This window comes from Aeromonas sp. QDB25 (assembly GCF_027707725.1).
In the GTDB taxonomy this organism is placed as follows: domain Bacteria; phylum Pseudomonadota; class Gammaproteobacteria; order Enterobacterales; family Aeromonadaceae; genus Aeromonas; species Aeromonas caviae.
This window is the reverse complement of sequence record NZ_JAPCIZ010000004.1, coordinates 49,926-74,826: the sequence shown is the minus strand read 5'-3', so window position 1 is coordinate 74,826 and position 24,901 is coordinate 49,926. Positions and strand designations below refer to the sequence as shown.

The 24,901-nt window shown below is 62.2% G+C and carries 22 protein-coding genes; 5 read left to right on the top strand and 17 right to left on the bottom strand.

Going from position 1 to position 24,901, the window contains the following annotated elements; all coding sequences use genetic code 11:
• The first annotated feature begins 74 nt into the window (after positions 1–74).
• The 5 genes from PG883_RS02530 to yacG all read left to right on the top strand — a co-directional run bounded on the left by PG883_RS02530 (position 75) and on the right by yacG (position 3,867).
• The gene (locus PG883_RS02530; RefSeq protein ID WP_010675822.1) at positions 75–1,316 is read left to right on the top strand and encodes a type II secretion system F family protein; all 1,242 of its coding nucleotides are present in this window, start codon (positions 75–77) and stop codon (positions 1,314–1,316) included.
• A 77-nt stretch (positions 1,317–1,393) separates the two neighbouring features.
• Entirely contained in the window at positions 1,394–2,269 is an 876-nt protein-coding gene (locus PG883_RS02525) for a prepilin peptidase (protein ID WP_052814465.1), read from the top strand.
• Between the two features lie 18 nt (positions 2,270–2,287).
• Positions 2,288–2,902, top strand: a complete 615-nt coding sequence (gene coaE, locus PG883_RS02520; protein ID WP_052814464.1) for a dephospho-CoA kinase — start codon at positions 2,288–2,290, stop codon at positions 2,900–2,902.
• A gap of 37 nt (positions 2,903–2,939) precedes the next feature.
• Complete coding sequence (gene zapD / locus PG883_RS02515) at positions 2,940–3,662, top strand: cell division protein ZapD (RefSeq protein ID WP_010675825.1); 723 nt, start codon at positions 2,940–2,942, stop codon at positions 3,660–3,662.
• Positions 3,663–3,672: 10 nt separating this feature from the next.
• Entirely contained in the window at positions 3,673–3,867 is a 195-nt protein-coding gene (gene yacG / locus PG883_RS02510; RefSeq protein ID WP_103858092.1) for a DNA gyrase inhibitor YacG, read from the top strand.
• 57 nt (positions 3,868–3,924) lie between these two features.
• On the opposite strand, the gene mutT is transcribed toward yacG, so the two are convergent.
• From mutT to ftsL, 17 genes are all read right to left on the bottom strand, one after another.
• Entirely contained in the window at positions 3,925–4,329 is a 405-nt protein-coding gene (mutT, locus tag PG883_RS02505; protein WP_171864957.1) for an 8-oxo-dGTP diphosphatase MutT, read from the bottom strand.
• An 8-nt stretch (positions 4,330–4,337) separates the two neighbouring features.
• On the bottom strand, positions 4,338–5,522 hold the full coding sequence (locus tag PG883_RS02500; RefSeq protein WP_103858093.1) for a tetratricopeptide repeat protein: 1,185 nt from the start codon (positions 5,520–5,522) through the stop codon (positions 4,338–4,340).
• Between the two features lie 65 nt (positions 5,523–5,587).
• Complete coding sequence (gene secA / locus PG883_RS02495; protein WP_103261558.1) at positions 5,588–8,308, bottom strand: preprotein translocase subunit SecA; 2,721 nt, start codon at positions 8,306–8,308, stop codon at positions 5,588–5,590.
• A gap of 57 nt (positions 8,309–8,365) precedes the next feature.
• Positions 8,366–9,271, bottom strand: a complete 906-nt coding sequence (locus PG883_RS02490) for a M23 family metallopeptidase (RefSeq protein WP_039040495.1) — start codon at positions 9,269–9,271, stop codon at positions 8,366–8,368.
• Between the two features lie 140 nt (positions 9,272–9,411).
• A complete protein-coding gene (lpxC, locus tag PG883_RS02485) occupies positions 9,412–10,335 on the bottom strand; it encodes a UDP-3-O-acyl-N-acetylglucosamine deacetylase (RefSeq protein ID WP_010675831.1) in 924 nt (307 codons plus the stop codon).
• Positions 10,336–10,437: 102 nt separating this feature from the next.
• On the bottom strand, positions 10,438–11,589 hold the full coding sequence (ftsZ, locus tag PG883_RS02480) for a cell division protein FtsZ (protein ID WP_005305686.1): 1,152 nt from the start codon (positions 11,587–11,589) through the stop codon (positions 10,438–10,440).
• Between the two features lie 39 nt (positions 11,590–11,628).
• Positions 11,629–12,888 carry a cell division protein FtsA gene (gene ftsA / locus PG883_RS02475; RefSeq protein WP_010675832.1) on the bottom strand — a complete coding sequence of 420 codons (1,260 nt, stop codon included), beginning with the start codon at positions 12,886–12,888 and terminating at the stop codon, positions 11,629–11,631.
• Positions 12,869–13,621, bottom strand: coding sequence for a cell division protein FtsQ/DivIB (locus tag PG883_RS02470; protein ID WP_161653113.1), 753 nt, complete (start codon positions 13,619–13,621; stop codon positions 12,869–12,871). The genes ftsA and PG883_RS02470 overlap by 20 nt, the downstream gene beginning before the upstream one ends.
• 97 nt (positions 13,622–13,718) lie before the next feature.
• Positions 13,719–15,173 (bottom strand): UDP-N-acetylmuramate--L-alanine ligase, encoded by a 1,455-nt coding sequence (gene murC, locus PG883_RS02465; protein WP_041211792.1) that lies wholly within the window; start codon positions 15,171–15,173, stop codon positions 13,719–13,721.
• A gap of 108 nt (positions 15,174–15,281) precedes the next feature.
• The gene (gene murG, locus PG883_RS02460) at positions 15,282–16,349 is read right to left on the bottom strand and encodes an undecaprenyldiphospho-muramoylpentapeptide beta-N-acetylglucosaminyltransferase (RefSeq protein WP_125117056.1); all 1,068 of its coding nucleotides are present in this window, start codon (positions 16,347–16,349) and stop codon (positions 15,282–15,284) included.
• Positions 16,346–17,530, bottom strand: coding sequence for a cell division protein FtsW (gene ftsW / locus PG883_RS02455; RefSeq protein WP_010675836.1), 1,185 nt, complete (start codon positions 17,528–17,530; stop codon positions 16,346–16,348). Before ftsW ends, murG begins: the two co-directional genes overlap by 4 nt.
• A complete protein-coding gene (gene murD, locus PG883_RS02450) occupies positions 17,527–18,810 on the bottom strand; it encodes a UDP-N-acetylmuramoyl-L-alanine--D-glutamate ligase (protein ID WP_041211794.1) in 1,284 nt (427 codons plus the stop codon). The genes ftsW and murD overlap by 4 nt, the downstream gene beginning before the upstream one ends.
• Before the next feature lie 3 nt (positions 18,811–18,813).
• Complete coding sequence (mraY, locus tag PG883_RS02445; protein WP_010675838.1) at positions 18,814–19,896, bottom strand: phospho-N-acetylmuramoyl-pentapeptide-transferase; 1,083 nt, start codon at positions 19,894–19,896, stop codon at positions 18,814–18,816.
• Complete coding sequence (gene murF, locus PG883_RS02440) at positions 19,890–21,245, bottom strand: UDP-N-acetylmuramoyl-tripeptide--D-alanyl-D-alanine ligase (RefSeq protein ID WP_103858095.1); 1,356 nt, start codon at positions 21,243–21,245, stop codon at positions 19,890–19,892. The genes mraY and murF overlap by 7 nt, the downstream gene beginning before the upstream one ends.
• A complete protein-coding gene (gene murE / locus PG883_RS02435) occupies positions 21,242–22,726 on the bottom strand; it encodes a UDP-N-acetylmuramoyl-L-alanyl-D-glutamate--2,6-diaminopimelate ligase (protein WP_103858096.1) in 1,485 nt (494 codons plus the stop codon). Before murE ends, murF begins: the two co-directional genes overlap by 4 nt.
• Before the next feature lie 95 nt (positions 22,727–22,821).
• The gene (locus PG883_RS02430) at positions 22,822–24,588 is read right to left on the bottom strand and encodes a peptidoglycan glycosyltransferase FtsI (protein WP_010675841.1); all 1,767 of its coding nucleotides are present in this window, start codon (positions 24,586–24,588) and stop codon (positions 22,822–22,824) included.
• Complete coding sequence (gene ftsL, locus PG883_RS02425) at positions 24,585–24,899, bottom strand: cell division protein FtsL (RefSeq protein WP_010675842.1); 315 nt, start codon at positions 24,897–24,899, stop codon at positions 24,585–24,587. Before ftsL ends, PG883_RS02430 begins: the two co-directional genes overlap by 4 nt.
• Positions 24,900–24,901: the final 2 nt, after the last annotated feature.

Sequence of the window (24,901 nt, the reverse complement as noted above, 5' to 3'; positions counted from 1 at the left end):
GACCTTCTTCAAGCCAAGATGAGCCGGACAGGCAGCAGCATCCGGCCACCGTCGCCCAATTGCAGGATGCAGTGATGGCCACATTAGCTCAAAAACGCAACGCACCGAAAAAAGTCTTCTCCTACCGCTGGCACGGCGTCAACCGCAAGGGACAGAAGGTCTCCGGCGAGCTGCAAGCCGACAGCATCACCACCGTCAAGGCCGAGCTGCGCAAGCAGGGCGTCAACGTCACCAGGGTCAGCAAGCAGAGCCAGGGGCTCTTCTCCAAGGGCGGCGCCAAGATCAAGCCGATGGACATCGCCGTCATCTCCCGCCAGATCACCACCATGCTCTCCGCCGGCGTGCCTCTGGTGCAGAGTCTTCAGATCATTGCTCGCGGCCACGAGAAAGCGGCGGTGCGCGAACTCATCGGCCAGATCGCCGCCGATGTGGAAACGGGCACCCCGCTCTCGGAGGCGTTGCGCCGCCATCCCCGCCACTTCGACGACCTCTATTGCGACCTGGTCGAGGCCGGGGAGCAATCCGGTGCCCTGGAGACCATCTACGACCGTATCGCCATCTACCGCGAGAAGAACGAAGCCCTCAAATCCAAGATCAAGAAGGCCATGTTCTATCCGTCCATGGTCATTCTGGTGGCCATCGTCGTCACCTCCATCCTGCTGCTCTTCGTCATTCCCCAGTTCGAGGATATCTTCAAGAGCTTCGGTGCCGAGCTGCCCGCCTTTACCCGGTTCGTCATCGCCATCTCCCGCTTCATGCAGGAGTGGTGGTACGCCATCTTTGGCGGCGCGGCTCTCGCCGTCTTCCTCTATGTGCGGGCCTGGCGAAAATCCCAGAAGGTCAGGGACAACACGGACAAGTTCATCCTCACCATTCCCGTGGTGGGCAACATACTGCACAAGGCGGCCATGGCCCGTTTTGCACGCACCCTCTCCACCACCTTCTCCGCCGGTATCCCACTGGTGGATGCCCTGGTCTCGGCGGCCGGAGCATCGGGCAACTATGTCTATCGCACTGCGACCATGGCCATTCGCAACGAGGTGGTGGCCGGCATGCAGATCAACGTCGCCATGCGCACCGTGGATCTTTTCCCCGACATGGTGACCCAGATGGTGATGATCGGTGAGGAATCCGGCGCCATCGACGACATGCTCTCCAAGGTCGCCGCCATTTTCGAACAGGAGGTGGACGACATGGTCGACGGCCTCACCAGCCTGCTCGAACCCATCATCATGGTGGTGCTCGGGGTGCTGGTCGGCGGCATGGTCGTGGCCATGTACCTCCCCATTTTCAAGCTGGGCTCTGTGATACACTGACCCCCTCGACAGAGGGCCGGGCGGTGCATTTCCCCCGGCCATCTGTCATCCCCGTTCCCGACACAAGCGATTGATCTATGGTGCCTTTGATCGAACTGGCCCAGGGCTTGCCCTGGCTCTATCTCTCCTTGATTTTCCTTTTCTCCCTGATGGTGGGCAGCTTCCTGAACGTGGTGATCCATCGCCTGCCCATCATGATGGAGCGGGCCTGGCATGCCGAATACAGCGACTATTTCGGTGACGGTGAAGAGACTCCTCCTGCAACCGGACGATACAACCTCATGGTACCTCGCTCCCGCTGCCCCCACTGCGACCACCCCATAGGGGCGCTGGAGAACATTCCCCTACTGAGCTGGCTATGGCTCAGGGGGCGCTGCCGCAACTGCCACGCCCCCATTTCGGCTCGCTATCCCCTGGTCGAGCTGCTCACCGCCCTGCTGTCGGTCTCGGTAGCAGCCGCGCTTTCCCCCGGCTGGGGCACCCTTGCCGCTTTGTTGCTCACCTGGACATTGGTCGCACTGACCTTCATCGACCTGGACAAGATGCTCTTGCCGGATCAGCTCACCCTGCCCCTGCTCTGGGGTGGCCTGCTGTTCAATCTGGCGGGCGGTTTCGTGCCCCTGGCCGATGGGGTGGTCGGCGCCATGGCGGGTTACCTGGTGCTCTGGAGCCTCTACTGGACCTTCAAGCTGCTGACCGGCAAGGAAGGGATGGGGTACGGGGATTTCAAACTGCTGGCGGCGCTGGGCGCCTGGCTCGGCTGGCAAGCCTTGCCCATCGTGCTGCTGCTCTCTTCGCTGGCGGGCGCCATCATCGGCATCGGTCTCATCCTGCTGCGCAACCACCACCAGGGCAAACCCATTCCCTTTGGCCCCTATCTCACCATCGCGGGCTGGATAACGCTGCTGTGGGGCGATAGCATCACCCGCTGGTATCTTGATGTCGTGCTCTAGCAAAAGGATCTCTGACCCATGTATGTAGTCGCAATCACAGGGGGAATCGGCAGCGGCAAGACCACGGTTGCCAACCGCTTTGCCGAGCTGGGCATCGAGGTGGTGGATGCGGACATCATCGCCCGCGAGGTAGTGGAGCCCGGCACCCCTGCTCTGGCTGCCATCGCCGCCCATTTTGGCCCGGATGTCGTTGCCCCCGATGGCCAGCTCGATCGCCGCCGGCTGCGAGAGCGGATCTTCACCGATTCGCAGGCCAAGGAGTGGCTCAATGCCCTGCTCCATCCCCTCATCCGCACCGAGATGCTGCGCCAGTGTGCGGCAACCCGCTCCCCCTACTGCCTGCTGGTCGTCCCCTTGCTGGTGGAAAACAGGCTCACTTCCCTCGCCGATCGGGTACTGGTGATCGATGTGGACGAAGCGACGCAAATCGAGCGTACCTGCCGCCGCGATGGCGTCACTCGGGAACAGGCCCAGGCGATACTGGCGTCCCAGGCGAGCCGCAGCGAGCGCCTGGCGATGGCCGACGACGTCCTGGACAACCAGAGTGGTACGAGTGAGACCATCTGGCAGCGAATTTTCGCCCTGCACCAGACATATCTGGCATTTGCCTCTCAACAAGCCCACCAACTGTGAGTACACTAGGCCGGTTTATGGCTGGCCAGGATTAGGCATGATTTACGATTTTCCCCTCAATGAAAAAAGCCGGACCTATCTTCGTCTGGAGTCCCTGTTTTCCCAGATCCGCGACAATCTGGAGAGTGACCAGTCCTGGGCACATATCGCCTTCTTCAAGGGGTTGTTCGATTTGCAGGAGTTGCTGGAGCGTGGTGACCTGCGTGCCGATCTGATCAAGGATCTGGAGCGCCTCGGCCAACGCCTGAGCCACTGGGCCAGTCTGCCTGACGTCGATCTCGAGCAGATCCAGCGGATGCAGCAGGAGAGTACCCAGCTCTCCCGCAACCTGCTAAACTCCCCGCGCCCCGGCGCCCGTCTGAAAGAGGATCGCCTGCTCGGCTCCATTCGTCAGCGCTTCTCCATTCCGGGAGGTCTGTGCGCCTTCGATGTGCCGCAACTGCACCACTGGCTGGCGACCCCGGCCGTCACCCGCCACCAGCAGATGCAGCAATGGCTGAGTGACATCACCCTGCTGATGAACGCCATCTCCCTGTTGCTGCGCCTGTGGCGCGAGTCGGGCAACTTCAGCGACCAGGTGGCCACCAACGGCTTCTTCCAGGATACCGCCGAAGGGGCTGAACTGATCCGCATCCGTCTGGCGGGCACCCAGCCCTGCTATCCGACCCTGAGCGGCCACAAGAACCGCTTCGCCCTGCGCTTCCTGCCGACGACGGAACAGCAGATAGGCGACGTCTCCTTCCAGCTCGCCTGTTGTTGAGGAGCGCCCCATGGTGACCAAGGTAAAGTGCCCGACCTGTCAGAGCGAGATCGAATGGGGTCCGCAGAGCCCGTTTCGCCCCTTCTGCAGCAAGCGCTGCCAGCTGATCGACCTCGGCGAGTGGGCGGATGAACAGAAGCGCATCCCGGGCGAGATCAACCCGGATCTGCTGCCCGATTCGGAACAGGGCGATCCCTGGCAATAAACACTTCACGATCAAAAAAGGGCCCTCAGGCCCTTTTTCGTTGGTATCGATTCCCTTTCAGGCAAGCGAGGCCTGCAACCGCGCGACGATGGGGCCGTTGGCATCCGGGAAGCGGTATTCGTGCAGCGAGGCCAGTGGCACCCAGCGACACTCCTGCCCCTCCTTGCCAAAGGGCTCGCCGTGGAAGCGGGTCACCTTCCAGATATCCAGCAAGACCTGCTTGTCGGGGTAATCGTGGTGCAGCTCCATGAAGGGGGCACAATCCTGCACCCGGATCCCGATCTCTTCCCACAATTCCCTGTCCAGCGCGGTGAGCAGATCCTCCCCCGACTCCACCTTGCCACCAGGAAACTCCCAGCGATCCCCCTGATGGCGATCGGCTGAGCGTTTGGCGATGAAGATATCGCCCCGTTCGTTCTCGATGACGCCCACCGCCACCCAGATCCGTTTCTTCTGTTCCATCATTGTCCTCAGCGTAAACACGGCAAACGGGCGATCCAGGGGGCAAGCCGAATGGCCTGCTGATCCCCCCGGGCCCTGAAGAGATCCTGCCCGACATGCTCATTGCCCGGCGGCGCAACCTGCGGCCAGGGCACCGCACCGGGCGGAGTGAAACAACGATCGTGTACCCGCGCGCTCTGGCGCAGATAGCGCCATAAACAGTCTCGCAAGAACCACTGGTCGATGTTCGGTGTTTCCATGGTACTGGGCTGATAGCTCGCCATCAGCGGCGCAAGGGGAGGCAGCACACCGGCCACACCGCCCCACATGCCGGCCAGCACCAGATCGGTGTGGCTCCACCAGTCACGCATGATATGGAACCAGCGCCCCGATGCAAGCCAGTCATCGACCGCCAGCCGCTCCCGCAGATTCATCACGGAGTCCGCATCGCGCACAAGAAAGCGCCCCACGCCGGGATCATTGGCGACCTGGAAGCGCCAGCAGAGGCGCTGACGCTGGGATTGGCCATCGGGCTGCACCTTTATCTCGGCGCCATGTTCCTGCAGGCAGGCCAGAAACCCCTGAGGGACACTGCCATCCACATAGAAGCGCACCCGCCAGCCAGGATAGAGGTAAGCTGCGGCCAGCACATTGTCGAGCGCTCCCCGCAAATAGCGAGGCTGTGCTCCCCACAAGGAGAAGGCGATGACTGCCTGCTTCTCCCCCTGCTCCGCGAGCCAGTCATCCGGCCCCTCTATCGGCAGCACCCACCCTGCGACAGGCTGCGAGACGGCCTCATCCTTGAGAGTCAGGGCACGGGTTCCCGCTTGTGCCGCTTCTTCATGGCGTCCTAGCTTGGCAAGGGAAGTGCAAAGCCCGTCATGGACCAGATAATCATCCGGCTCGCGCCGCACCAGTTCGACCAGGTGCATCACGGCCCGCTCATGTTGATCGGAGCGCGAGAGGCAGACACAGAGATTGCGCAGCACCTCAGTGTTATCGGGCGCGGATCGGTACGCCAGCGTCAGCACCTGGGCCGCCGAGGCGGGATCGCCGGACAAAAAGAGGTAATAGGCAAACTGCAGTTGCAGGGGAACAGATTTGTTCGTCTCTGCGTTCAGCCTGCTCAGCACACAACGGATCGCCTCCTGGCGTCTCTCCTGCAGCCAGTGCCCATGTGCCTCCCCATCCCATCCCGCCGGCAATCTGCTCATCGTCCCCTCCTTGGTCCGAAAATGAATACACCGCCCGAAGGCGGTGTATTCATCATGGCAGGGTGTCAGGTCAGCTGACCGTGACAGTGCTTGTATTTTTTACCCGAACCACAGGGGCAGGGATCATTGCGCCCGATCTTCTGCTCGTCGCGCACGAAGGTGGTATGGCCCTCGGCCCCACCCGTATCCTCGTCAGCCAGCTGGTTTTCGGCCGTGGCATGGGTGTAGGTACGGGGAGCGGCTTCGGCCTGCTGGCGCTGCTGCTCTTCCATCGCCTCCACATCCCGCTCCTGCACCTGTACCCGGCTCAGGATGCTGACCACGTCGCGCTTGAGGGTTTCCAGCATCTGGGTGAACAGATCGAAGGATTCGCGCTTGTACTCCTGCTTGGGGTTCTTCTGGGCGTAGCCGCGCAGATGGATGCCCTGACGCAGGTGATCCATGGCCGCCAGGTGCTCTTTCCACAGGCCGTCCAGGGTTTGCAGCATCACCGCCTTCTCGAAGTTGCGCAGCACCTCCTTGCCGACCAGCTCTTCCTTGTGGGCATAGAGCTTGGTGGCTTCATCCAGGATGCGTTCGCGCAGCTTCTCTTCATACAGCTTGTCGTCTTCCGCCAGCCACTGCTGCAGCGGCAGATCCAGGGCGAAATCGGACTTCAGACGCGCTTCCAGACCCGGCACGTCCCACATTTCTTCCAGGGACTGGGGCGGGATGTACTCGTCGATGATGGCGCCGTAGACGTCGTCACGGATGACGTGAATGGTCTCGGAGATGTCGTTGGTGTCCAGCAGTTCGTTGCGCTGCTCGTAGACCACCTTGCGCTGATCGTTGGCCACGTCGTCGAACTCGAGCAGGTTTTTACGGATGTCGAAGTTGCGACCTTCCACCTTGCGCTGGGCATTCTCGATGGCCTTGGTCACCCAGGGATGCTCGATGGCTTCGCCCTCTTCCATGCCCAGCTTCTTCATCATGCCGGTCACGCGGTCGGAGGCGAAGATCCGCATCAGGGTATCTTCCATGGAGAGGTAGAAGCGGGAGGAACCCGGATCACCCTGACGACCGGAACGGCCGCGCAGCTGGTTGTCGATACGACGGGATTCGTGACGCTCGGTACCGATGATGTGCAGGCCACCGGCCGCCAGCACTTCGTCATGACGCACCTGCCAGGCCGCTTTCAGCCCGGCAATCTGCTCGCTTGACGGGTTTTCCAGCTGGGCGATCTCCGCCTGCCAGTTGCCGCCCAGCACGATGTCGGTACCACGACCGGCCATGTTGGTGGCGATGGTGACGGCGCCGGTCTGGCCGGCCTGGGCGACGATCTCCGCTTCCATGGCATGGAACTTGGCGTTCAGTACCTTGTGCGGGATATTTTCCTTGGTCAGGATGCCGGAGAGCAGCTCGGAGTTCTCGATGGAGACGGTACCGACCAGCACGGGCTGGCCGCGCTTCACGCACTCGCGAATGTCCTGCACGATGGCCGCGTATTTCTCCTGGGCGGTCAGGTAGACGAGATCGCCCATGTCCTTGCGCACCATCGGCTTGTTGGTCGGGATGACCACGGTATCCAGGCCATAGATCTGCTGGAATTCAAAGGCTTCGGTATCCGCAGTACCGGTCATGCCCGCCAGCTTGTCGTACAGACGGAAGTAGTTCTGGAAGGTGATGGAGGCCAGGGTCTGGTTCTCGTTCTGGATCTTGACCCCTTCCTTCGCCTCAACCGCCTGGTGCAGACCGTCTGACCAGCGACGACCCGGCATGGTGCGGCCGGTGTGCTCGTCGACGATGACGATCTCGTCCTTCTGGACGATATAGTCGACGTTGCGCTCGAACAGGGTGTGCGCGCGCAGGCCAGCATTGACGTGATGCAGCAGGCTGATGTTGGTGGCGGAGAACAGGGAGTCATCCTCGGCCAGCAGTCCCTCTTTCTTGAGCAGCTCTTCCACGAAGATCTGGCCGTTCTCGGTCAGCAGCGCCTGGCGGTTCTTTTCGTCCACCGTGTAGTGGCCGTCGCCGGTGTACTCCTCGGAGTCTTCCTTGTCCTGCTTGACCAGCAGGGGGATCAACTTGTTGATCTGGGTGTACATGGCGGAGCTGTCTTCCGCCGGACCGGAGATGATGAGCGGGGTGCGGGCTTCATCGATGAGCACCGAGTCCACCTCATCCACCAGCGCGTAGTTGAGCGGACGCTGTACACGCTGCTCCGGCGAGAATGCCATGTTGTCGCGCAGGTAGTCGAAACCGAATTCGTTGTTGGTACCGTAGGTGATGTCGGCAGCGTAGGCATCGCGCTTCTGGGACGCATCCATGCCGGGCACGTTGCAGTCCACCGTCATGCCGAGGAAGGCGAACAGCGGGCGGTTGGCTTCCGCATCACGCTTGGCCAGATAGTCGTTCACCGTCACGACGTGCACACCGCGGCCGGTCAGGGCGTTCAGGTAGGCCGGCAGGGTGGCCGTCAGGGTTTTACCTTCACCTGTCTTCATTTCGGCGATGCGGTTGGAGTTCAGCACCATGCCGCCGATCAGCTGGACGTCGAAGTGACGCATGCCGAACACACGGCGGGAGGCTTCACGGACGGTGGCGAACGCCTCCGGCAGCAACTGCTCCAGTGTTTCGCCCTGCTCCAGACGTTGACGGTACTCGGCGGTCTTCGCCTGCAGTTCCTGATCGGACAGTGCCTCGAACTGAGGCTCCATCGCATTGATTTGTTTTACAATTTTGCGCAAAGCCTTGAGCGTTCTGTCATTCCGGCTGCCGATAATCTTGGTGAGCAGTGTGCTAATCATGGGTACCAACTGTTTTGGTTATATAAGCGTTCCGTCACTGGAACCTGAAGAAAAAACCTAACCCCGTCTGGCATTCAGAAAGCGCGCGGGGTTGACCTGACGACCATCTTTCAACACTTCGTAATGCAAATGAACTCCGGTTGCACGACCGGTTCGCCCCATCAGGGCAATCTTCTGGCCCTCATCGACCAGGGTGCCCACATCCACCAGCAACTTGGAATTGTGGGCATAGCGGGTGACCAGACCATTGCCATGGTCAATCTCCACCATGTTGCCAAACTCCGGATGGCGCCCTGCCCAGCTGACAATCCCCTTGCCTGTCGCCAGGATGGGGGTGCCGGGCCTGCCGCGGAAATCCACCCCTTTGTGCATCTTGGCGCGACCGTTGAACGGATCGACCCGCCCACCGAAGCCGGAGGAGATCCAGACACGCTCCTGCTTGACCGGTGAGCCGGGGATGAAACCCGCATCGGTGATATGGTGGTTCATGATGAAGGATTCAAGTACCGACAGCTGTTCTTCGCGGCTGCTGAGCTGACGGCTGAGGTGTTCCATGGAATCTTGCAGTTCACCCAGGCTGACTTCCAGGTCTGCATCGTAGGAAGGGCCGCCCATCGGGGGCAGCTCCTTGAAGTTGAACTCCTCGGGATCGAGGTCCGCCTTCTCGGTCAGGCGCTCGCCGAGGGCGTTGAGGCGACCAAGTTGTCCCTGCATGGTGCCCACCTGGGCGGCCAGCATGGCAAGCTGTTCGCGGGCTTCATCGGCCCCTTGCGTGGATTTTTGCTGCTGCGCCAGGGTCAGCGCCACTTCCAGCGCCTCCATTTTCTGCTGCCAGCTCTGCCAGAGCCAGCCGCCCCCCAAGGCCAATACAGTGAAGAGAATACCGCCGACCCAAGCCAGACGTTGTTTGGGTAAGTGCAACCTGCGGCGCTGCTTACCGTGGAGGATCAGGGTAATACTCATAGAAATCTGTCTTCTCGGTCAGGTGAGGCCAAGGGCCTGCACGGGCAATAAAACCGGGAGATAATCGGTATTAAAGGATGGAATAAACAAATGACAGGACGTCGGTGCGGAGAGATGACCGACGTCCTGTTGCACAGCTATCAGGCCAGAACCAGACCGTTGTCGTAGTAAGCGATAGGCGCTTTGTCGCCCTCACCCTCGAAGGTCACCAGTTCCCAGGCCTCCTGCTGGGCCAGCAGGGCACGCAGCAGCTTGTTGTTCAGGGCATGGCCCGTCTTGTAGGCACGGAATTCACCGATGATACTGCGATTGCACATGTACAGATCGCCGATGGCATCCAGCATCTTGTGCTTCACGAACTCGTCTTCGTAGCGCAGACCATCTTCGTTCAGCACCCGGTAGTCATCCAGCACCACGGCGTTTTCCAGGCTGCCGCCCAGTGCCAGGTTCTGGGAACGCAGGTACTCGATATCACGCATGAAGCCGAAGGTACGGGCACGGCTGATCTCTTTCACGAAGGAGCTGCCGGAGAAGTCCAGCACGCAACGCTGGTTGCGGCCTTCAAACACCGGATGTTGGAAATCGATCTCGAGATCCATCTTGAAGCCGTTACGATAGGGGTGGAATTCCGCCCACTTGTCGCCGTCTTCAACCCGGATGCTCTGCTTGATCCGCACGAACTGCTTGGGCGCGTTCTGTTCACGAATACCCACTTCCTGCAGCAGATAGATGAACGGATGCGCACTGCCGTCCATTACCGGGATCTCGGGGGCATCAACCTCGACATAGAGGTTGTCGATCCCCATCCCGGCCAGAGCGGCAGACAGATGTTCGATGGTCGACACGCGAACACCGGCTTCGTTCACCAGAGCGGTACAAAGCACAGTATCACGCACCTGATCGGCGTTGGCTGGCAGCGCGACCACAGGATTCAGATCGGTACGCAAGTAAACGATCCCTGTGTTAACAGGCGCCGGACGGAACGTCATAGTGACTTTCCGGCCCGAATGCAGGCCCACACCGGTGGCCTGGACACTCGTTTTCAAGGTTCTTTGTCTAATCATGGGCGTATCCGCTTTAACAGCTCAAATTCCTGACCAGATGGTCGTTGCCGGGCCATCTTAGCACAATCCTTAAGCAACAAACAAACCAGAGCCATCAGAGGCTTAGTCTGCCTGCTTGCGCAGGAACGCAGGAATATCGAGATAATCCGGTTCGCGACGAGCTTGCGGCTCGGCGTTCACCACCTTGGCCGGGGCCTCTTCCATCACGCGAGACTGCAGGGCTTCGCTGATCAGGGGCTGACGGGCCGGACGCTCTTGAACCATGTTGTTCTTGACCAGGGTGATGTCGGGCTTGCGCTCGGCACCGATACCGGTCGCTACTACGGTAACGCGCAGTTCGTCGTGCATTTCCGGGTCGATTACGGTACCCACCACCACGGTGGCGTTCTCGGACGCGAAGGCCTTGACCGCGTTACCCACGGTCTCGAACTCTTCGATGGTCATGTCCATGCCGGCAGTGATGTTGACCAGGATGCCGCGGGCACCGGCCAGATCCACATCTTCCAGCAGCGGGCTGGAGATGGCCTTCTCGGCCGCTTCTTCGGCACGGTCGTCACCGGAGGCGGAGCCGGTACCCATCATGGCGGTACCCATCTCGCGCATCACGGTACGCACGTCCGCGAAGTCGACGTTGATGAGGCCCGGGCGGGTGATCAGCTCGGCGATGCCCTGTACTGCACCCAGCAGCACGTCGTTGGCCGCCTTGAAGGCGTCCAGCAGGGAGATGCCGCGACCCAGCACCTTCAGCAACTTATCGTTGGGGATGGTGATCAGGGAGTCGACGTTCTTGGAGAGCTCTTCGATGCCGTGAGCGGCGAAGCCCATCCGCTTCTTCCCTTCGAAGGAGAACGGCTTGGTCACGACGGCAACGGTCAGGATACCCATCTCGCGGGCTACTTCGGCCACGATCGGTGCAGCACCTGTACCAGTACCACCACCCATGCCGGCAGCGATGAACACCATGTCGGAACCGGTCAGCAGCTCGCGCAGCGCTTCCCTGTCTTCCATGGCGGCGTCACGACCCACTTCCGGGTTGGCCCCGGCACCCAGCCCCTTGGTGATGCCACCGCCGATCTGCAAGGTGGTATTGGCACTGGAGTTGCGCAGTGCCTGGGCGTCGGTGTTCACGGTGATGAACTCGACACCTTCGATGTTTTGACGAACCATGTGCTCGACTGCGTTGCCGCCGCCGCCACCCACACCTATCACCTTGATGACGGCTTCGTCAGTGTGGCTATCCATAAATTCAAACATGTTGTCTCTCCGCTTTATTTGCCTGACTCAGCAAAATCTTTAGAACTCGCCACGCAACCAGTTGCTGACCCGTTTGACCAGCCCACCTACGCTTGCCTTGGCGGCATATTCCTTGTTACTGCCGGTGGATTGGTTGGTGCGGCCGTACTGCAACAACCCGACCGCAGTCGAGTACACCGGTGCCTGTACGTAGTCACTCAATCCCCGGATATTCATGGGCTCGCCTACCCGGACCTGGCTCTGGAAGATCTGCTCTGCGCACTCCACAATGCCTTCGATCTGGGCCGCGCCACCGGTCAAGACCACACCGGCGGCCAGCTGATGCTTGACCCCCTGTGCCTTCAATTCGCTCTGCACCCGCACCAGCTCATCATTCACCATGGAGAGCAACTCGGTGTAACGGGGTTCAATCACTTCCGCCAGTGTCTGCCGTTGCAGGCTGCGCGCCGGGCGACCGCCGACACTGGGCACTTCGATATTGTCTTCCTTGCTGACCAGGCGGCCGAGGGCGCAGCCGTAGCGCACCTTGATCGCTTCCGCATCCAGCGGCGGCGTGCCGAAGGCATAGGCGATGTCGCTGGTCACCGTGCTGCCCGCATAGGGAATCACCTTGGTGTGACGCAGGGCACCGCCGGTAAAGAGCGACATGTCCATGGTGCCGCCACCGATGTCCACCACGCAGACACCCAGCTCCTTCTCGTCTTCGGTCAGCACGGCGTAGCTGGAGGCCAGGGCGGAGAAGATCAGCTGATCCACCCGCAGACCCACCTTCTCCACACACTTCTCGATGTTGCGCGCCATGTCGTTGTGGCAGGTGATGAGATGCACCTTGGCTGCCATCCGCACGCCGGAGAGGCCGACCGGGTTCTTGATCCCTTCCTGATAGTCGATGGCGAACTCCTGGGGCAGCACGTGCAGCACCCGGAGCTCGTCAGACAACCGCACCGACTTGGCGGTGTGGATGACGTTGTCCACATCCTCCTGGGTCACCTCTTCGTCGGAGATGGGCACCATGCCGGTCTCGTTGCGGCAATCGATGTGCTTGCCGGACAGCCCCAGATAGACGGAACTGATCTGGCAGTCTGCCATCATCTCGGCCTCTTCCACCGCGCGGCGCAGGGACTTGACCACGGAGTCGAGGTCATTGACCCCGCCCTTCTCCATCCCGCGAGAAGCGTGGCTGCCCATGCCGATGACATTGAGTTCGCCATCAGGCAATACTTCGCCAACCAGTACCGCCACCTTGGTCGTGCCGATATCCAGTCCGACAATCAAATTTCTATCTGCGGTGTTGGTCATTCACTTTCTCTTCGCTTTTCTTCCAGCCAACTGCCATCCCGGTGTCGTATCGAAGATCCACGTAAGCAACCCGCTCACGGGGCTCGATGACGGGAAAGGCATCGATAAACCGCTGCAGACGAAGCGCGATATCCGAGCGCCCCACAAACAGCTGAATGTTGCCATCCAGGGTCAGTTCCCAGGCATGGCGGGGGGTCAGATTCACCCCCAGCAACTTGTATCCCTTGGCCGCCAGCAGCGTTTCGTACTGATGGCTGGCTTCCAGCACCTTGGCGGCCTGATCATCGGGCCCGGACAACTGCATCAGGGGCTTCTTCACCCTGTCCGGGGCACTGAATACCTCACCCTTGGTGTTGACGAAGCGGTTACCGTTCCAGCGAGCCGCCACATCCTGTTCCGTGAGATAGACCTTGATCTTGTTCGGCCACTTCTTTCGTACCGAGACCTGGGCCACCCAGGGCAGAGCGTTCAGACGCGCCTGCAATTCGTTCACATCCAGCTCGAAGAAGTTGCGAAGTTCGGCACCATCCAGCACGGCAGCACGCAACTCATCGGCCTTCAAATATTCGTGTTGCCCCTGCAGCAACAGCTCGCGCATGGGCAACCGACTGGCATCCGTCAGCCAGTCTTTAACATCCAGCGCAGTCTGGTAGAGCCCCCACATGACCAGGATGAAAAATGCCACCCCGGCGATGAAGCCCCCCTTGGTGCGCCCTTGTGCCCTTGCCTCCACCCGATCGATCCCCGTAAAACGCGCCATGCCGGCCACTTGCAGACCGGTTCGCCATTATATAGGCCTCGGCTTGGCGGTCAAAATACTCATTGGGCCCTCAGGCACCGGATTTCATGCTATCCACGCTCAATTTCATCTCGCCGAGACGACGGGCCAGCGCACCGACGTTCCCCGCCCCCTGGGTCAATACCAGATCCCCCTCACCAATCAGGTCGGCCAGCACCGCGGGCACATCGTCCGGCGTTGCGACAAAGATCGGCTCCAGGGTGCCGCGGGAGCGGATGGAACGGCACAAGGCACGGCCATCGGCACCGGGGATGGGCTCCTCACCGGCGGCATAGACCTCCAGCATCACCAGCACGTCCACCTTGGAGAGCACGTCCGCGAAATCTTCGTAGAGATCCCGGGTCCGGCTGTAGCGGTGCGGCTGGAACACCATCACCAGCCGCTTCTCGGGCCAGCCGGCACGAGCGGCGTTGATGGTCACCTTCACTTCGCTCGGGTGATGGCCGTAATCGTCCACCAGCATGGCCTTGCCACGGCCGGTTTCAAACTCGCCATATTGCTGGAAGCGGCGCCCCACCCCTTCAAACTTGGAAAGTGCCTGGATGATGGCCTCGTCGCCGATGCCGTCTTCGGTTGCCACCGCGATGGCGGCGGCGGCGTTGAGGGCGTTGTGGATACCGGGCAGGTTGAGAGTCACCTCCAGCTCACCCGCCCCTGCACGGCGCACCCGGAAGCGGCTGCGATTGCTGGTCTGCACGAAGTCCAGCACCTGCACATCGGCATCATCGCTCAGACCGTAGGTGAGGGTAGGACGGGCGATCTCCGGCAGCATACCGCGGATCACGGGGTCATCCACGCACACCACGGCCAGGCCGTAGAACGGCAGGTTGTGCAGGAAATCGATGAAGGTGGCCTTCAACCTGGAGAAATCGCCGCCATAGGTATCCATGTGATCCGCTTCAATGTTGGTCACGATGGAGACCATGGGTTGCAGATGCAGGAAGGAGGCGTCGCTCTCGTCCGCCTCGGCAATCAGATAACGGCTGCTGCCCAGGCGGGCATTGGTGCCGGCGCTGTTGAGCAGACCGCCGATGACGAAGGTGGGGTCGCGATCCGCCTCTGCATAGATGCTCGCCACCAGACTGGTGGTGGTGGTCTTGCCGTGGGTCCCGGCGATGGCGATACCGTGACGGAAGCGCATCAGTTCCGCCAGCATTTCGGCGCGGCGCACCACGGGAATACGCAGCTCGCGGGCAGCCAGCAGTTCGGGGTTGTCCTGCTTGATGGCGGTGGAAACCACCACCACGCTGGCACCGTCCACATGCTCGGCACTGTGACCGACAAAGATGTGTGCGCCCAAAGAGGCCAGGCGTTCGGTCACCCCGTTGCGGGCCAGATCCGAGCCGGTCACCTGATACCCTTCATTGGCAAGCACTTCCGCAATACCGCCCATACCGGCGCCACCGATGCCGATGAAGTGGATGCGACGCACGCGGCGCATTTCGGGGATAACGGTACGCAGTTTTGCCAGTTCAACCTTGGTCATAGTTCTTTCTCAATTCGCGGCCACAGGCCACTTTCATTCGGTGACACATGTATTCGAGGAGCGGGTGGGTGGCTTTGGCCAGCACCCCGTCCGTCAATCTCGTTCGACTCACCCTGTCGCGAGCCGTTTGCACTCATCGGCAACCCGTTCGGCGGCATCGATGATGGCGACCCGGCGCGCGGCCTGGGCCATGTTCAACAGGGTTTCCCTGCGCCCGGCGAGCCAGGATAGGCGCGACGCCAGCGCCGCCGGCGTCAGCTCGGACTGGGGCAGGAACTCGGCCGCACCGCCGTCGACCAGGGTCAGGGCGTTGCGGGTCTGGTGATCGTCCACCGCATGGGGCAGGGGCACGAAGATGGCGGCCACACCGGCGGCGGCCACTTCGGAGACGGTCAATGCGCCGGCGCGGCACACCACCAGGTCCGCCCAGGCATAGGCATCCGCCATGTCCTTGATAAATTCACTCACCTCGGCCTCGACCCCCAGCCCGGCATAGGAAGCAGCCACGGCCTCCCCGTTGCCCTTGCCGCACTGGTGACGCACCTCGATGGGCACACCGGCAGCTGCAACCGCAGGAGGCACCTGCTCGTTGAGGACCCGGGCCCCCAGGCTGCCACCGACCACAAGCAGGCGCAGAGGATCGCTGCTGCTGCGCAGTTGGGGATCCGGCAGCGCCACCACCTCGGGGCGCACCGGGTTGCCCACCACGGCGGTACGGACATTGGGGGCGAAGGCACCGGGGAAGGCCATCAGTACCCGCCTGGCGATACGGGCCAGCAGCTTGTTGGTCAGGCCGGCGGCGGCATTCTGCTCGTGCAGCAGCAGCGGAATGCCGGACAGCCAGGCGGCCACGCCACCCGGGCCGGAGGCGAAGCCCCCCATGCCCAGCACCACATCGGGCTGGATGGTCTTGAGCACCTGGCGGGCCTGCAGCACGGATTTGATGACACAGTAGGGCGCCGCGAGCAGACGCTTGATGCCGTTGCCACGCACCCCCTGGATGTCGATGAAGGAGATGGGATAACCATGGGCAGGCACCAGCTCCGCCTCCATCCGGTCGGCAGTGCCGAGCCAGTGGATGGTCCAGCCCTGGGCCTTGAGGCGATCGGCGACGGCCAGGCCGGGGAACACATGGCCCCCGGTACCACCCGCCATCACCAGTAACGTCTTGCTCACGCAACCTCCCGCACGCGCGCCTGGGCACTCGCCTGGCGCAACTCGAAATCGATACGAATCAACATGCTCACCGCCACCATCATGATGATGAGACTGGAGCCGCCATAACTGACCAGCGGCAGGGTCAGCCCCTTGGTAGGCATCATGCCGCTGGCGGCACCGACGTTGACGAAAGTCTGGAAACTGAACCAGATGCCGATGCCGATGGCCAGATAACCTTCATAGAGCCGCTCGGCCACCAGCGCCTGGTGACCCAGCTTGAGCGCCTTCACCGCCAGCGCAAAAATCAGGAAGAGTGCGCCAAGCACCCCCACGTAGCCCAGCTCTTCGCCCAGAATGGCGAACACGAAGTCGGTGTGGGCTTCCGGCAGGTACTCCATCTTCTGGATGGAGTTGCCGAGCCCCTCGCCAAACCAGCTCCCCCGACCAAAGGCCATCAGGGACTGGGTCAGCTGATAGCCGCTGCCAAAGGGATCGGCCCAGGGGTCGAGGAAAGAGGTCACCCGCCGCATCCGGTAGGGCTCCGCGATGATCAGGGTCACCACGGCGCTCACCCCCACCAGGATGAGACCGATGAACTGCACCAGCCGGGCACCGGCCAGGAACAGCATCCCGAGGGAGGTGACGAACATCACCACCACTGACCCGAGATCCGGCTGGGCCAGCAGCAGGATGGCCACCACGAACAGCACCGCCATGGGTTTCATGAAACCGATGAAGCGTTCGCGCACCTCGCTCTGGCGGCGCACCAGATAGCCCGCCAGATAGACGAACAGCGCCAGCTTGCCGAACTCAGCCGGCTGCAAGTTGAAGGGGCCAAGCGGCAGCCAGCGTACCGAACCGTTGACGCTGCGGCCCACCAGCAACACCATCACCAGCAGCACGATGGCCAGCAACAACATGGGGCCGTTGTAGTGCTGCCAGCGTGCCATGGGTACCTGCAACACGAACCAGGAGATACCCAGCGCCATCACCAGGAACATGCCGTGGCGCTTCACGAACATGAAGGGATCGTTGTTGATGGCGATCCCCTCAGGAATGGAAGCTGACGCCACTATCACCAGCCCGACGCCCATCAGGGCGAGAGCCAGTACCACCAGCTGCCGATCGTAGAGACCGGCGGGGCGCGCCGGTAGCAACCAGCGCTGCAAGAATCCCGCAACCACGCGCAGGGCGTTCATAAGCCCATCACCAGTTCGGTGAAGCGATCGCCGCGCGCTTCAAAGGATTTGAACTGATCCAGGCTCGCGCAGGCCGGCGCCAGCAGCACCCAGTCACCGGGCCTGGCATCGACCGCCGCCTTGGCGACAGCAGCGTCAAGATCGGCAACCCGCTCGGTCTGTTCGCCCAGGGCCAGCAGCACCTCGGCATCCTGGCCAAAGCAGTACATGTGATCGATCTGGCTGCCGAGCAGGGCCTGCACCGGGCCGAAGTCCTGCCCCTTGCCTTGGCCACCGGCCAGCAGCAGCAGGCGGCCCTTGACCGCTTCACGTACCCCGGCCACGGCGGCCAGGGTCGCCCCCACGTTGGTGGCCTTGGAGTCGTTGATCCAGCGCACCCCATTTACCTCCCGCACGAAGCGGGCACGGTGAGGCAGGCCTTCAAAGCGGCGCAGCACGGCAAGTTGTGCCTCGCGGGGAATGCCCACCGCATCGCACAGGGCCATGGCCGCCAGGGCATTGGCCTGGTTGTGGGCACCCACTATCTTCATCTCGTCCACCGCCAGGAGCGGCTCGCCGTGCAAGGTCAGCCAGTGACGGCCCTCCAGCTCGCAGCGACCGTAGCCGTTGCAGTCGAGGCCGAAACTCTGCCACACCTGACCCACATCGGGCAGGGTCTGGGGATCGTCGCGATTGATCAGGATGTGCTGGGAGTGCTGATGGATCTCCATCTTGGCGGCGCGGTAATCCGCCATGCCGGCATAGCGATCCATATGATCTTCACTGAGGTTCAGGACCACGGAGGCGGCGGCCCGCAGGCTGTAGGTGGTCTCGAGCTGGAAGCTGGAGAGCTCCAGCACGCAGAGATCCATGGGCTGCTTGAGGAGTGACAGCGCCGGGGTGCCAATATTGCCCCCCACACCGACCTTGAGTCCCGCCTCGGCGATCATCTCACCCACCAGGGTGGTGACCGTGCTCTTGCCGTTGGAACCGGTGATGGCGATGACGGGCGTCTGGGTTTCACGCACGAACAGTTCGATGTCACCGACGATGCGCACCCCGAACTCGGCGGCGGCCTTCAACTCCGGAGTCGCCAGGGCGATGCCCGGGCTGGCCACTATCATGTGCGCCTGCTTGAGCCGCTCCGCGTCCAGCCCGTGGATGAGCTCCACCTCGGGGGGAAGCTCGTCCTTGCCCGGCGGGTTGGCACGGGTGTCCATCACCAGCGGCGTGACGCCGCGGTCGAGGAAGTAATCGACGCAGGAGAGTCCGGTTTTGCCGAGTCCGATGATGATGACCATGGCTTACCTCACCTTCAGGGTGGCGAGGCCAAGCAGCACCAGCATGAGGGTGATGATCCAGAAGCGCACGATGACGCGCGGCTCCGGCCAGCCCTTCTTCTCATAGTGGTGATGGATGGGGGCCATGCGGAAGATCCGCACGCCGCGCAGTTTGTAGGATCCGACCTGCAGGATCACCGAGACGGTCTCCATCACGAAGACGCCCCCCATGATCACCAGCAGGAACTCCTGGCGCACCAGCACGGCTATGGTACCGAGCGCGCCGCCCAGGGCCAGGGAACCCACGTCCCCCATGAAGACCTGGGCCGGGTAGGTGTTGAACCAGAGGAAGCCCAGGCCCGCGCCCACGATGGCGGTACAGACGATCACCAGTTCGGAGGTGTAGGGCACGTAGGGAATGTGCAGGTAGTTCGCGAAGTTGACGTTACCGGTCGCCCAGGCGATCAGGGCGAAGCCCCCCGCCACCATCACGGTGGGCATGATGGCGAGGCCATCCAGGCCATCGGTCAGGTTGACCGCGTTGGAGGTACCGACGATGACGAAGTAGGTCAGCAGGATGAACATCAGGCCGAGCTGGGGCATCACATCCTTGAGGAAGGGGACCACCAGCTGGGTCTGACCATCGTGGGTGGCCGTGGCGTAGAGGAAGACTGCCACACCCAGCGCGACCGCGGACTGCCAGAAGTACTTCCAGCGGGCGATGAGGCCATCGGTGTTCTTGCGCACCACCTTGAGATAGTCATCGGCAAAGCCGATGGCACCATAGGCCCCCAGCACGAACAGCACCAGCCAGACATAGGGGTTATCGAGGCGGCACCAGAGCAGCACAGAAGTGAAAATGGCTGCAATGATCATCAGGCCGCCCATGGTCGGGGTGCCCTTCTTGCTGAGGTGGGACTCGGGACCGTCGTTGCGGATCACCTGGCCGAACTTCATGATCTGCAGGCGACGGATGAGGCGCGGCCCCATCCAGAGCGCCACCACCAGACCGGTGATGATCGACAGGATGGCGCGAAACGTCAGGTAGGAGAAGACGTTGAAGAAGGTGAAGTGCGGGGTGAGCAGTTCCGCCAGCCAGACTAGCATGTGGCTGACTCCTGATGGCCCTTGACCATCTCGACGATATCTTCCATGCGGGAGCCACGGGCGCCCTTGACCAGAATCGAAATTTCCTGATGTGTCTCTATCATTTGCGCAAGCACTTCAAACAACGACGCCTTGTTATCGAAATGTCGGCCAGCCGCGGCATCTGCGGTGTGGCGACTCTGTTCCCCTACGGTCAGCACGGCATCGAGGCCCTGCTCACGGGCATGGTGTCCGACCCGGGCATGCTGCGCGGCGGACTCCTCACCCAACTCTTTCATGTCACCGAACACCAGCACCTTGTAGCCGTTCATGGCGGTCAGGGCATCGATACCCGCCAGCACGGACTCCACGCTGGCGTTGTAGGTGTCATCCACCAGGGTGAGGCCACCCCAGCGTTGCACGCAGAAACGGCCCTTGACCGGCGCCATCTGCTCCAGCCCCGCCTTGACGGACGCAAGCGATGCGCCCAGGGCCAGGGTCCCGGCGGCAGCAGCCAGGGCGTTGGCCACGTTGTGGCGACCCGGAATGGCCAGGGTCAGGTTCACCTCTCCCTGGGGCGTCACCATCACAAACCCGGCACAACCCTGCTCGTTGAGCACGATGTCGCGGGCGTGGAACGGCTGACGCTGATCCTGGAGGGAGAAGGCGCACTGGATGCCCTTTTCACGCCACTTCGGCCAGAACTCGTTGTCGGCATTGACGATGGCGGTGCCGCCCTCGCCTAACCCTTCGAAGATTTCGCTCTTGGCATGGAACACCCCTTCCAAGGAGCCAAAGCCTTCCAGGTGCGCGGCAGCGACGTTGTTGATGATGGCGGCGTCGGGTCTGGCGAGCGACGTGGTCCAGGCGATCTCGCCCGGGTGGTTGGCTCCCAGCTCCATCACCGCGAACTGGTGTTGCGGCTCGAGGCGCAGCAAGGTCAGCGGCACCCCCACCTCGTTGTTGAAGTTGCCGGCGGTGGCCAGCACCTCCCCTTCACAACGCAGGATGGCCGTCGCCATCTCCTTCACCGTGGTTTTGCCACAGCTGCCGGTGATGGCGAGCACTTTCGGATTGATGCGCTCGCGCACCAGCCTGCCCAGACGCCCAAGCCCCTTGAGGGTGTCGCCCACCACCAGTTGTGGAATGGCCAGCGGCAATTCGCGCTCCACCAGCAGGGCACTGGCGCCGGCGGCAACCGCTTGGTCGCAGAAATCGTGGGCGTCGAAACGCTCGCCGCGCAGGGCCACGAACAGCGCCCCCGCGCCCAGGGTACGGGTGTCGGTGCTGACCGCCGTGATCTCATGGTCGCCCCCGATCAGACGGGCATCGAGCACCTGCGCCAGGTCGGCAAGCCTGAGGGTCATCATTTGAATGACTCCATTAATGTGTGCAAGGCGGCTGCGACGGTTTCCCGATCGCTGTAGTGCCGCTTGTCGGTTCCAATGATCTGATAATCCTCGTGGCCTTTGCCGGCCACCAGGATGATGTCCTCTTTGCTCGCTTGGCTCAGTGCCAACTGGATTGCCTTGGTCCTGTCGTGCTCAATCTGCACGGCGCCGGGATCACGAAGACCCGCCACCATGTCGGCCATGATCCGGGCCGGCTCCTCGGTACGGGGATTGTCGTCGGTCAGGATCACGCAGTCCGCATGCTGCTCCGCCATGGCAGCCATCATGGGACGCTTGCCGCGATCCCTGTCGCCACCACAACCCACCAGGCACCAGAGCCGCCCTTCACAGTGCACCCGCAGGGCCTGCAAGGCCTTCTCCAGCGCATCCGGGGTGTGGGCGTAATCGACCACGGCGAGCGGCGCATCGCTACCGCCGAAGCACTCCATGCGACCGGTCACCGGTTGCAGTCTGGGGGCCGTCGCCAGCAGGTCATCGAAGTCGTAGCCGAGCACCAGCATGGCGCCCATGGCGCCCAGCACGTTGCTGACGTTGAAGCGGCCGAGCAAGGGGGCGGATAATACACCATTCCCCCAGCTGGAGTTAATGCGCGTATCAAAACCTTGTTGGTGGAAATGGGGATCCTGCGCCGTCAGTTGTCGTCCGGCATGGTTTTCAATCGGACCATGAACCCCGAAGGCCACTGCACCGGGATAGGTCGCCAGCCATTGCCGTCCCAGATGGTCATCGGCGTTGATGACGGCGCAAGGCTCATCCACCAGCTTCAGCAGCTCCTCCTTGGCGGCGGCATAGGCCTCCATGGTGCCGTGATAGTCCAGATGATCCCGGCTCAGGTTGGTGAAGACTGCCGCGGCAAAAGGCAGGGCCGCCACGCGATGCTGCACCAGACCGTGGCTGGAGACCTCCATCGCCACCAGATCAGCCCCCTGCTGCTGCAAGGCGGCCAGATTGGCCTGCACCTGGACCGCGCTGCCCGTGGTGTTCTCTGCTTCGATGAGCTCGCCAAACAGACCGTTGCCTATGGTGCCCATGACCCCGGCCTTGCCCCCCAGCAAGGTCCGCCAGTTGGCCACCAGCAGGGCCGTGGTGCTCTTGCCGTTGGTGCCCGTGATGCCCACCAGTTGCAACTTTTGCGCAGGGTGACCGTAGAAATGACCGGCCAGCTCGGAGAGACGAGCGGGAAGATCCCTCATGCCGATGCAGGGGATCTGGGTCGCCGGAGGGACGAATTCTCCGTCCTCCTCAAACAGCACGGCGGTCGCTCCCTGAGCCACCGCCTGTTCGATGAAGCGCCTGCCATCCACCTGATGGCCACGAATCGCCACGAAGAGCGAGCCGGGACCGACCCGCCGGCTGTCGAGCTGGAGATCGGTGAGGGAAAGCGCCGGGGCATCGATGCCGAAGTGGCTCATCAGTTGATCAAGTGTGCGGGGCGGCATGGGAAGCCTCCGAAAATGCGGGAATGCGGGCGCTCGTACACGCCATGGAAAACGCCCCGACAGCAGCGGGGCCGATGGAAAAAACCGGATGCCCGTCAAGTACGCGGTGCGCCATTGTTGGCCTCCGTGCGGGCAAGCTTGGCGGGTACCTCGGGCGGGATCGCATCGGGACGGATGTTGAAGAGCTGCAACACGCCTCCCATGGCCTCCGCAAAGGGCGGGGTCGCCACGGCACCGCCGTAGTAGGCATCCCCCTTGGGTTCGTTGATCACCACCACCATGACGAAACGGGGATTGCTGGCCGGTGCGAAACCGGCAAACCAGGCCATGTAGTCCTTGCCATAGCCCCCAGCCACGGCCACCTTGGCGGTACCACTCTTGCCACCGACCCGATAACCGGGGATCTGGGCCTTGGGAATGGCATTGCTGACCACGTACTCCAGCGCCTGCAACATGGCAGCGGCGTTGTTGTGATCGATGACCTGCTCACCCTTGGGCGGCTTGGTCACCTTGATAATGGAGAGCGGTACCCGCTTGCCCTTGTTGGCCAGGGTGGCGTAGGCGGAGGCCAGCTGCAGCGGGGTCACTCGCAGACCATAACCAAACGACAGGGTAGCTCGCTCGATGTCGGACCAGCGGCGACGCTGGGGCAGCATGCCGCTGCTCTCCCCCATCAGGCCGCTGCCGGTGTCCATGCCGAAGCCCACCATGCTCAGGGTGTTGATCATCTCCTGGGCCGGCATCCGCAGCGCGATGCGCGACATGCCGATGTTGGAGGAGTAGCGCAGGATGTCGTAAAGGTTGGTCGCCTTGTGGATACTCACGTCACGGATCTGCTTGGCCCCGATGAAGAGGGGGCCGCCCGGGATGAAGTCCTTCCAGCTGGTGACACCGGCTTGCAAGGCACTAAGCAGAATCAATGGCTTGACCGTGGAGCCCGGCTCATAGGTATCGGTCACCACCCGGTTTCGCACCCGGAAACTCTGGTATTGGCCACGGTTGTTCGGGTTGTAGGAGGGGGTGTTGACCATGGCGAGCACCTCGCCGGTCTTCACATCCAGCATCACCATGGAGCCGGAGGTGGCCTTGTTCTCGTCGGTAGCCCGTTTGAGGGCGCGATAGGCCAGCGCCTGCACCCGCTGATCGATGCTCAGTTGCAGATCGTTGGCGTGTTTGCCCTCTTTCACCAGGCCCAGGCGCTCGATGACGCGGCCCTGCCTGTCCTTGCGCACCCTCATCTCGCCAGGGGTTGCGGTCAGCCACTCGTTGTAGCTGCGCTCAATCCCCTCGATGCCGCTGCCATCGATGTTGGTCACCCCCACCAGGTGGGAGCTTATCTCGCCGGTCGGGTAGAAACGGCGCGCCTCGGGGCGCAGATAGATGCCCCCCAGCTTCAACCCCTTGATGTACTCGGCCACAGCAGGCGTCACCTGCCGCTGCAGATAGACGAAGCGCTTGCTCGGGTTGGCGATGCGATGCTTGAGGGTGTTGATGTCGAGCTTGAGCACGGCGGAGAGTGCCAGCCAGGCACGCTCGTTGTGGATGGCACCGGACTCATGCACCGTCTTGGGATCGGCCCAGACCGCTTCGACCGGCACGGATACCGCCAACTGTTCGCCATTGCGGTCCGTGATCATGCCGCGCACCGCCTGGGTGGAGGTGGTGCGCAGGGAGCGCATGTCCCCCTCCTGGCGCAGTCTGTCCGGATCGATCACCTGGATCCAGGCCAGCCGCAGGATCAGCCCCGCAAACGCGATGCCGATGAAGAAAACCAGGGTACGAAAGCGCCACGGGTAGAGTGAGGGTGCTTTCGCCTTGGCTTTGTCCTTTGCCGGAGCCTTGGTGGCGGCCTTGCGTGTCATGGTTGTGTAATTACCTTTTCAGTGGTCACCAGGGGACGAGCCATCTGCAACTTGTCCATGGCCAGACTCGCCACCCGGGAGTGCTCAGCCAGTGTGCCCTGTTCCAGCAAGAGGTGGCGCCACTCGATGTTGAGCCTGTCCTCCTCCGCCATCAGATCGTTCTGCTTGGCCGTCAGACCCCGGGTCATGTTGGTCACCAGGATCACCGCAAAGGCGGTGACCAGCACGGCGACGGTCAACAGGACCTGCAACTTGTGGCGCCAGAGATCCGCAACGATCTCCCTGGCGAGGTGAACGCGCACATCGCTCATCG

Coding starts and splice junctions, on each gene's coding strand:
- lpxC (WP_010675831.1), bottom strand. CDS start 10,335: ATGATTAGACAAAGAACCTTGAAAACGAGTGTCCAGGCCACCGGTGTG.
- ftsW (WP_010675836.1), bottom strand. CDS start 17,530: ATGAACGCCCTGCGCGTGGTTGCGGGATTCTTGCAGCGCTGGTTGCTA.
- ftsL (WP_010675842.1), bottom strand. CDS start 24,899: ATGAGCGATGTGCGCGTTCACCTCGCCAGGGAGATCGTTGCGGATCTC.
- ftsZ (WP_005305686.1), bottom strand. CDS start 11,589: ATGTTTGAATTTATGGATAGCCACACTGACGAAGCCGTCATCAAGGTG.
- murE (WP_103858096.1), bottom strand. CDS start 22,726: ATGCCGCCCCGCACACTTGATCAACTGATGAGCCACTTCGGCATCGAT.
- murC (WP_041211792.1), bottom strand. CDS start 15,173: ATGACCAAGGTTGAACTGGCAAAACTGCGTACCGTTATCCCCGAAATG.
- coaE (WP_052814464.1), top strand. CDS start 2,288: ATGTATGTAGTCGCAATCACAGGGGGAATCGGCAGCGGCAAGACCACG.
- mraY (WP_010675838.1), bottom strand. CDS start 19,896: ATGCTAGTCTGGCTGGCGGAACTGCTCACCCCGCACTTCACCTTCTTC.
- PG883_RS02490 (WP_039040495.1), bottom strand. CDS start 9,271: ATGAGTATTACCCTGATCCTCCACGGTAAGCAGCGCCGCAGGTTGCAC.
- ftsA (WP_010675832.1), bottom strand. CDS start 12,888: ATGACCAACACCGCAGATAGAAATTTGATTGTCGGACTGGATATCGGC.
- PG883_RS02500 (WP_103858093.1), bottom strand. CDS start 5,522: ATGAGCAGATTGCCGGCGGGATGGGATGGGGAGGCACATGGGCACTGG.
- PG883_RS02525 (WP_052814465.1), top strand. CDS start 1,394: ATGGTGCCTTTGATCGAACTGGCCCAGGGCTTGCCCTGGCTCTATCTC.
- PG883_RS02530 (WP_010675822.1), top strand. CDS start 75: ATGGCCACATTAGCTCAAAAACGCAACGCACCGAAAAAAGTCTTCTCC.
- murF (WP_103858095.1), bottom strand. CDS start 21,245: ATGATGACCCTCAGGCTTGCCGACCTGGCGCAGGTGCTCGATGCCCGT.
- secA (WP_103261558.1), bottom strand. CDS start 8,308: ATGATTAGCACACTGCTCACCAAGATTATCGGCAGCCGGAATGACAGA.
- zapD (WP_010675825.1), top strand. CDS start 2,940: ATGATTTACGATTTTCCCCTCAATGAAAAAAGCCGGACCTATCTTCGT.
- yacG (WP_103858092.1), top strand. CDS start 3,673: ATGGTGACCAAGGTAAAGTGCCCGACCTGTCAGAGCGAGATCGAATGG.
- murD (WP_041211794.1), bottom strand. CDS start 18,810: ATGGTCATCATCATCGGACTCGGCAAAACCGGACTCTCCTGCGTCGAT.
- PG883_RS02430 (WP_010675841.1), bottom strand. CDS start 24,588: ATGACACGCAAGGCCGCCACCAAGGCTCCGGCAAAGGACAAAGCCAAG.
- mutT (WP_171864957.1), bottom strand. CDS start 4,329: ATGGAACAGAAGAAACGGATCTGGGTGGCGGTGGGCGTCATCGAGAAC.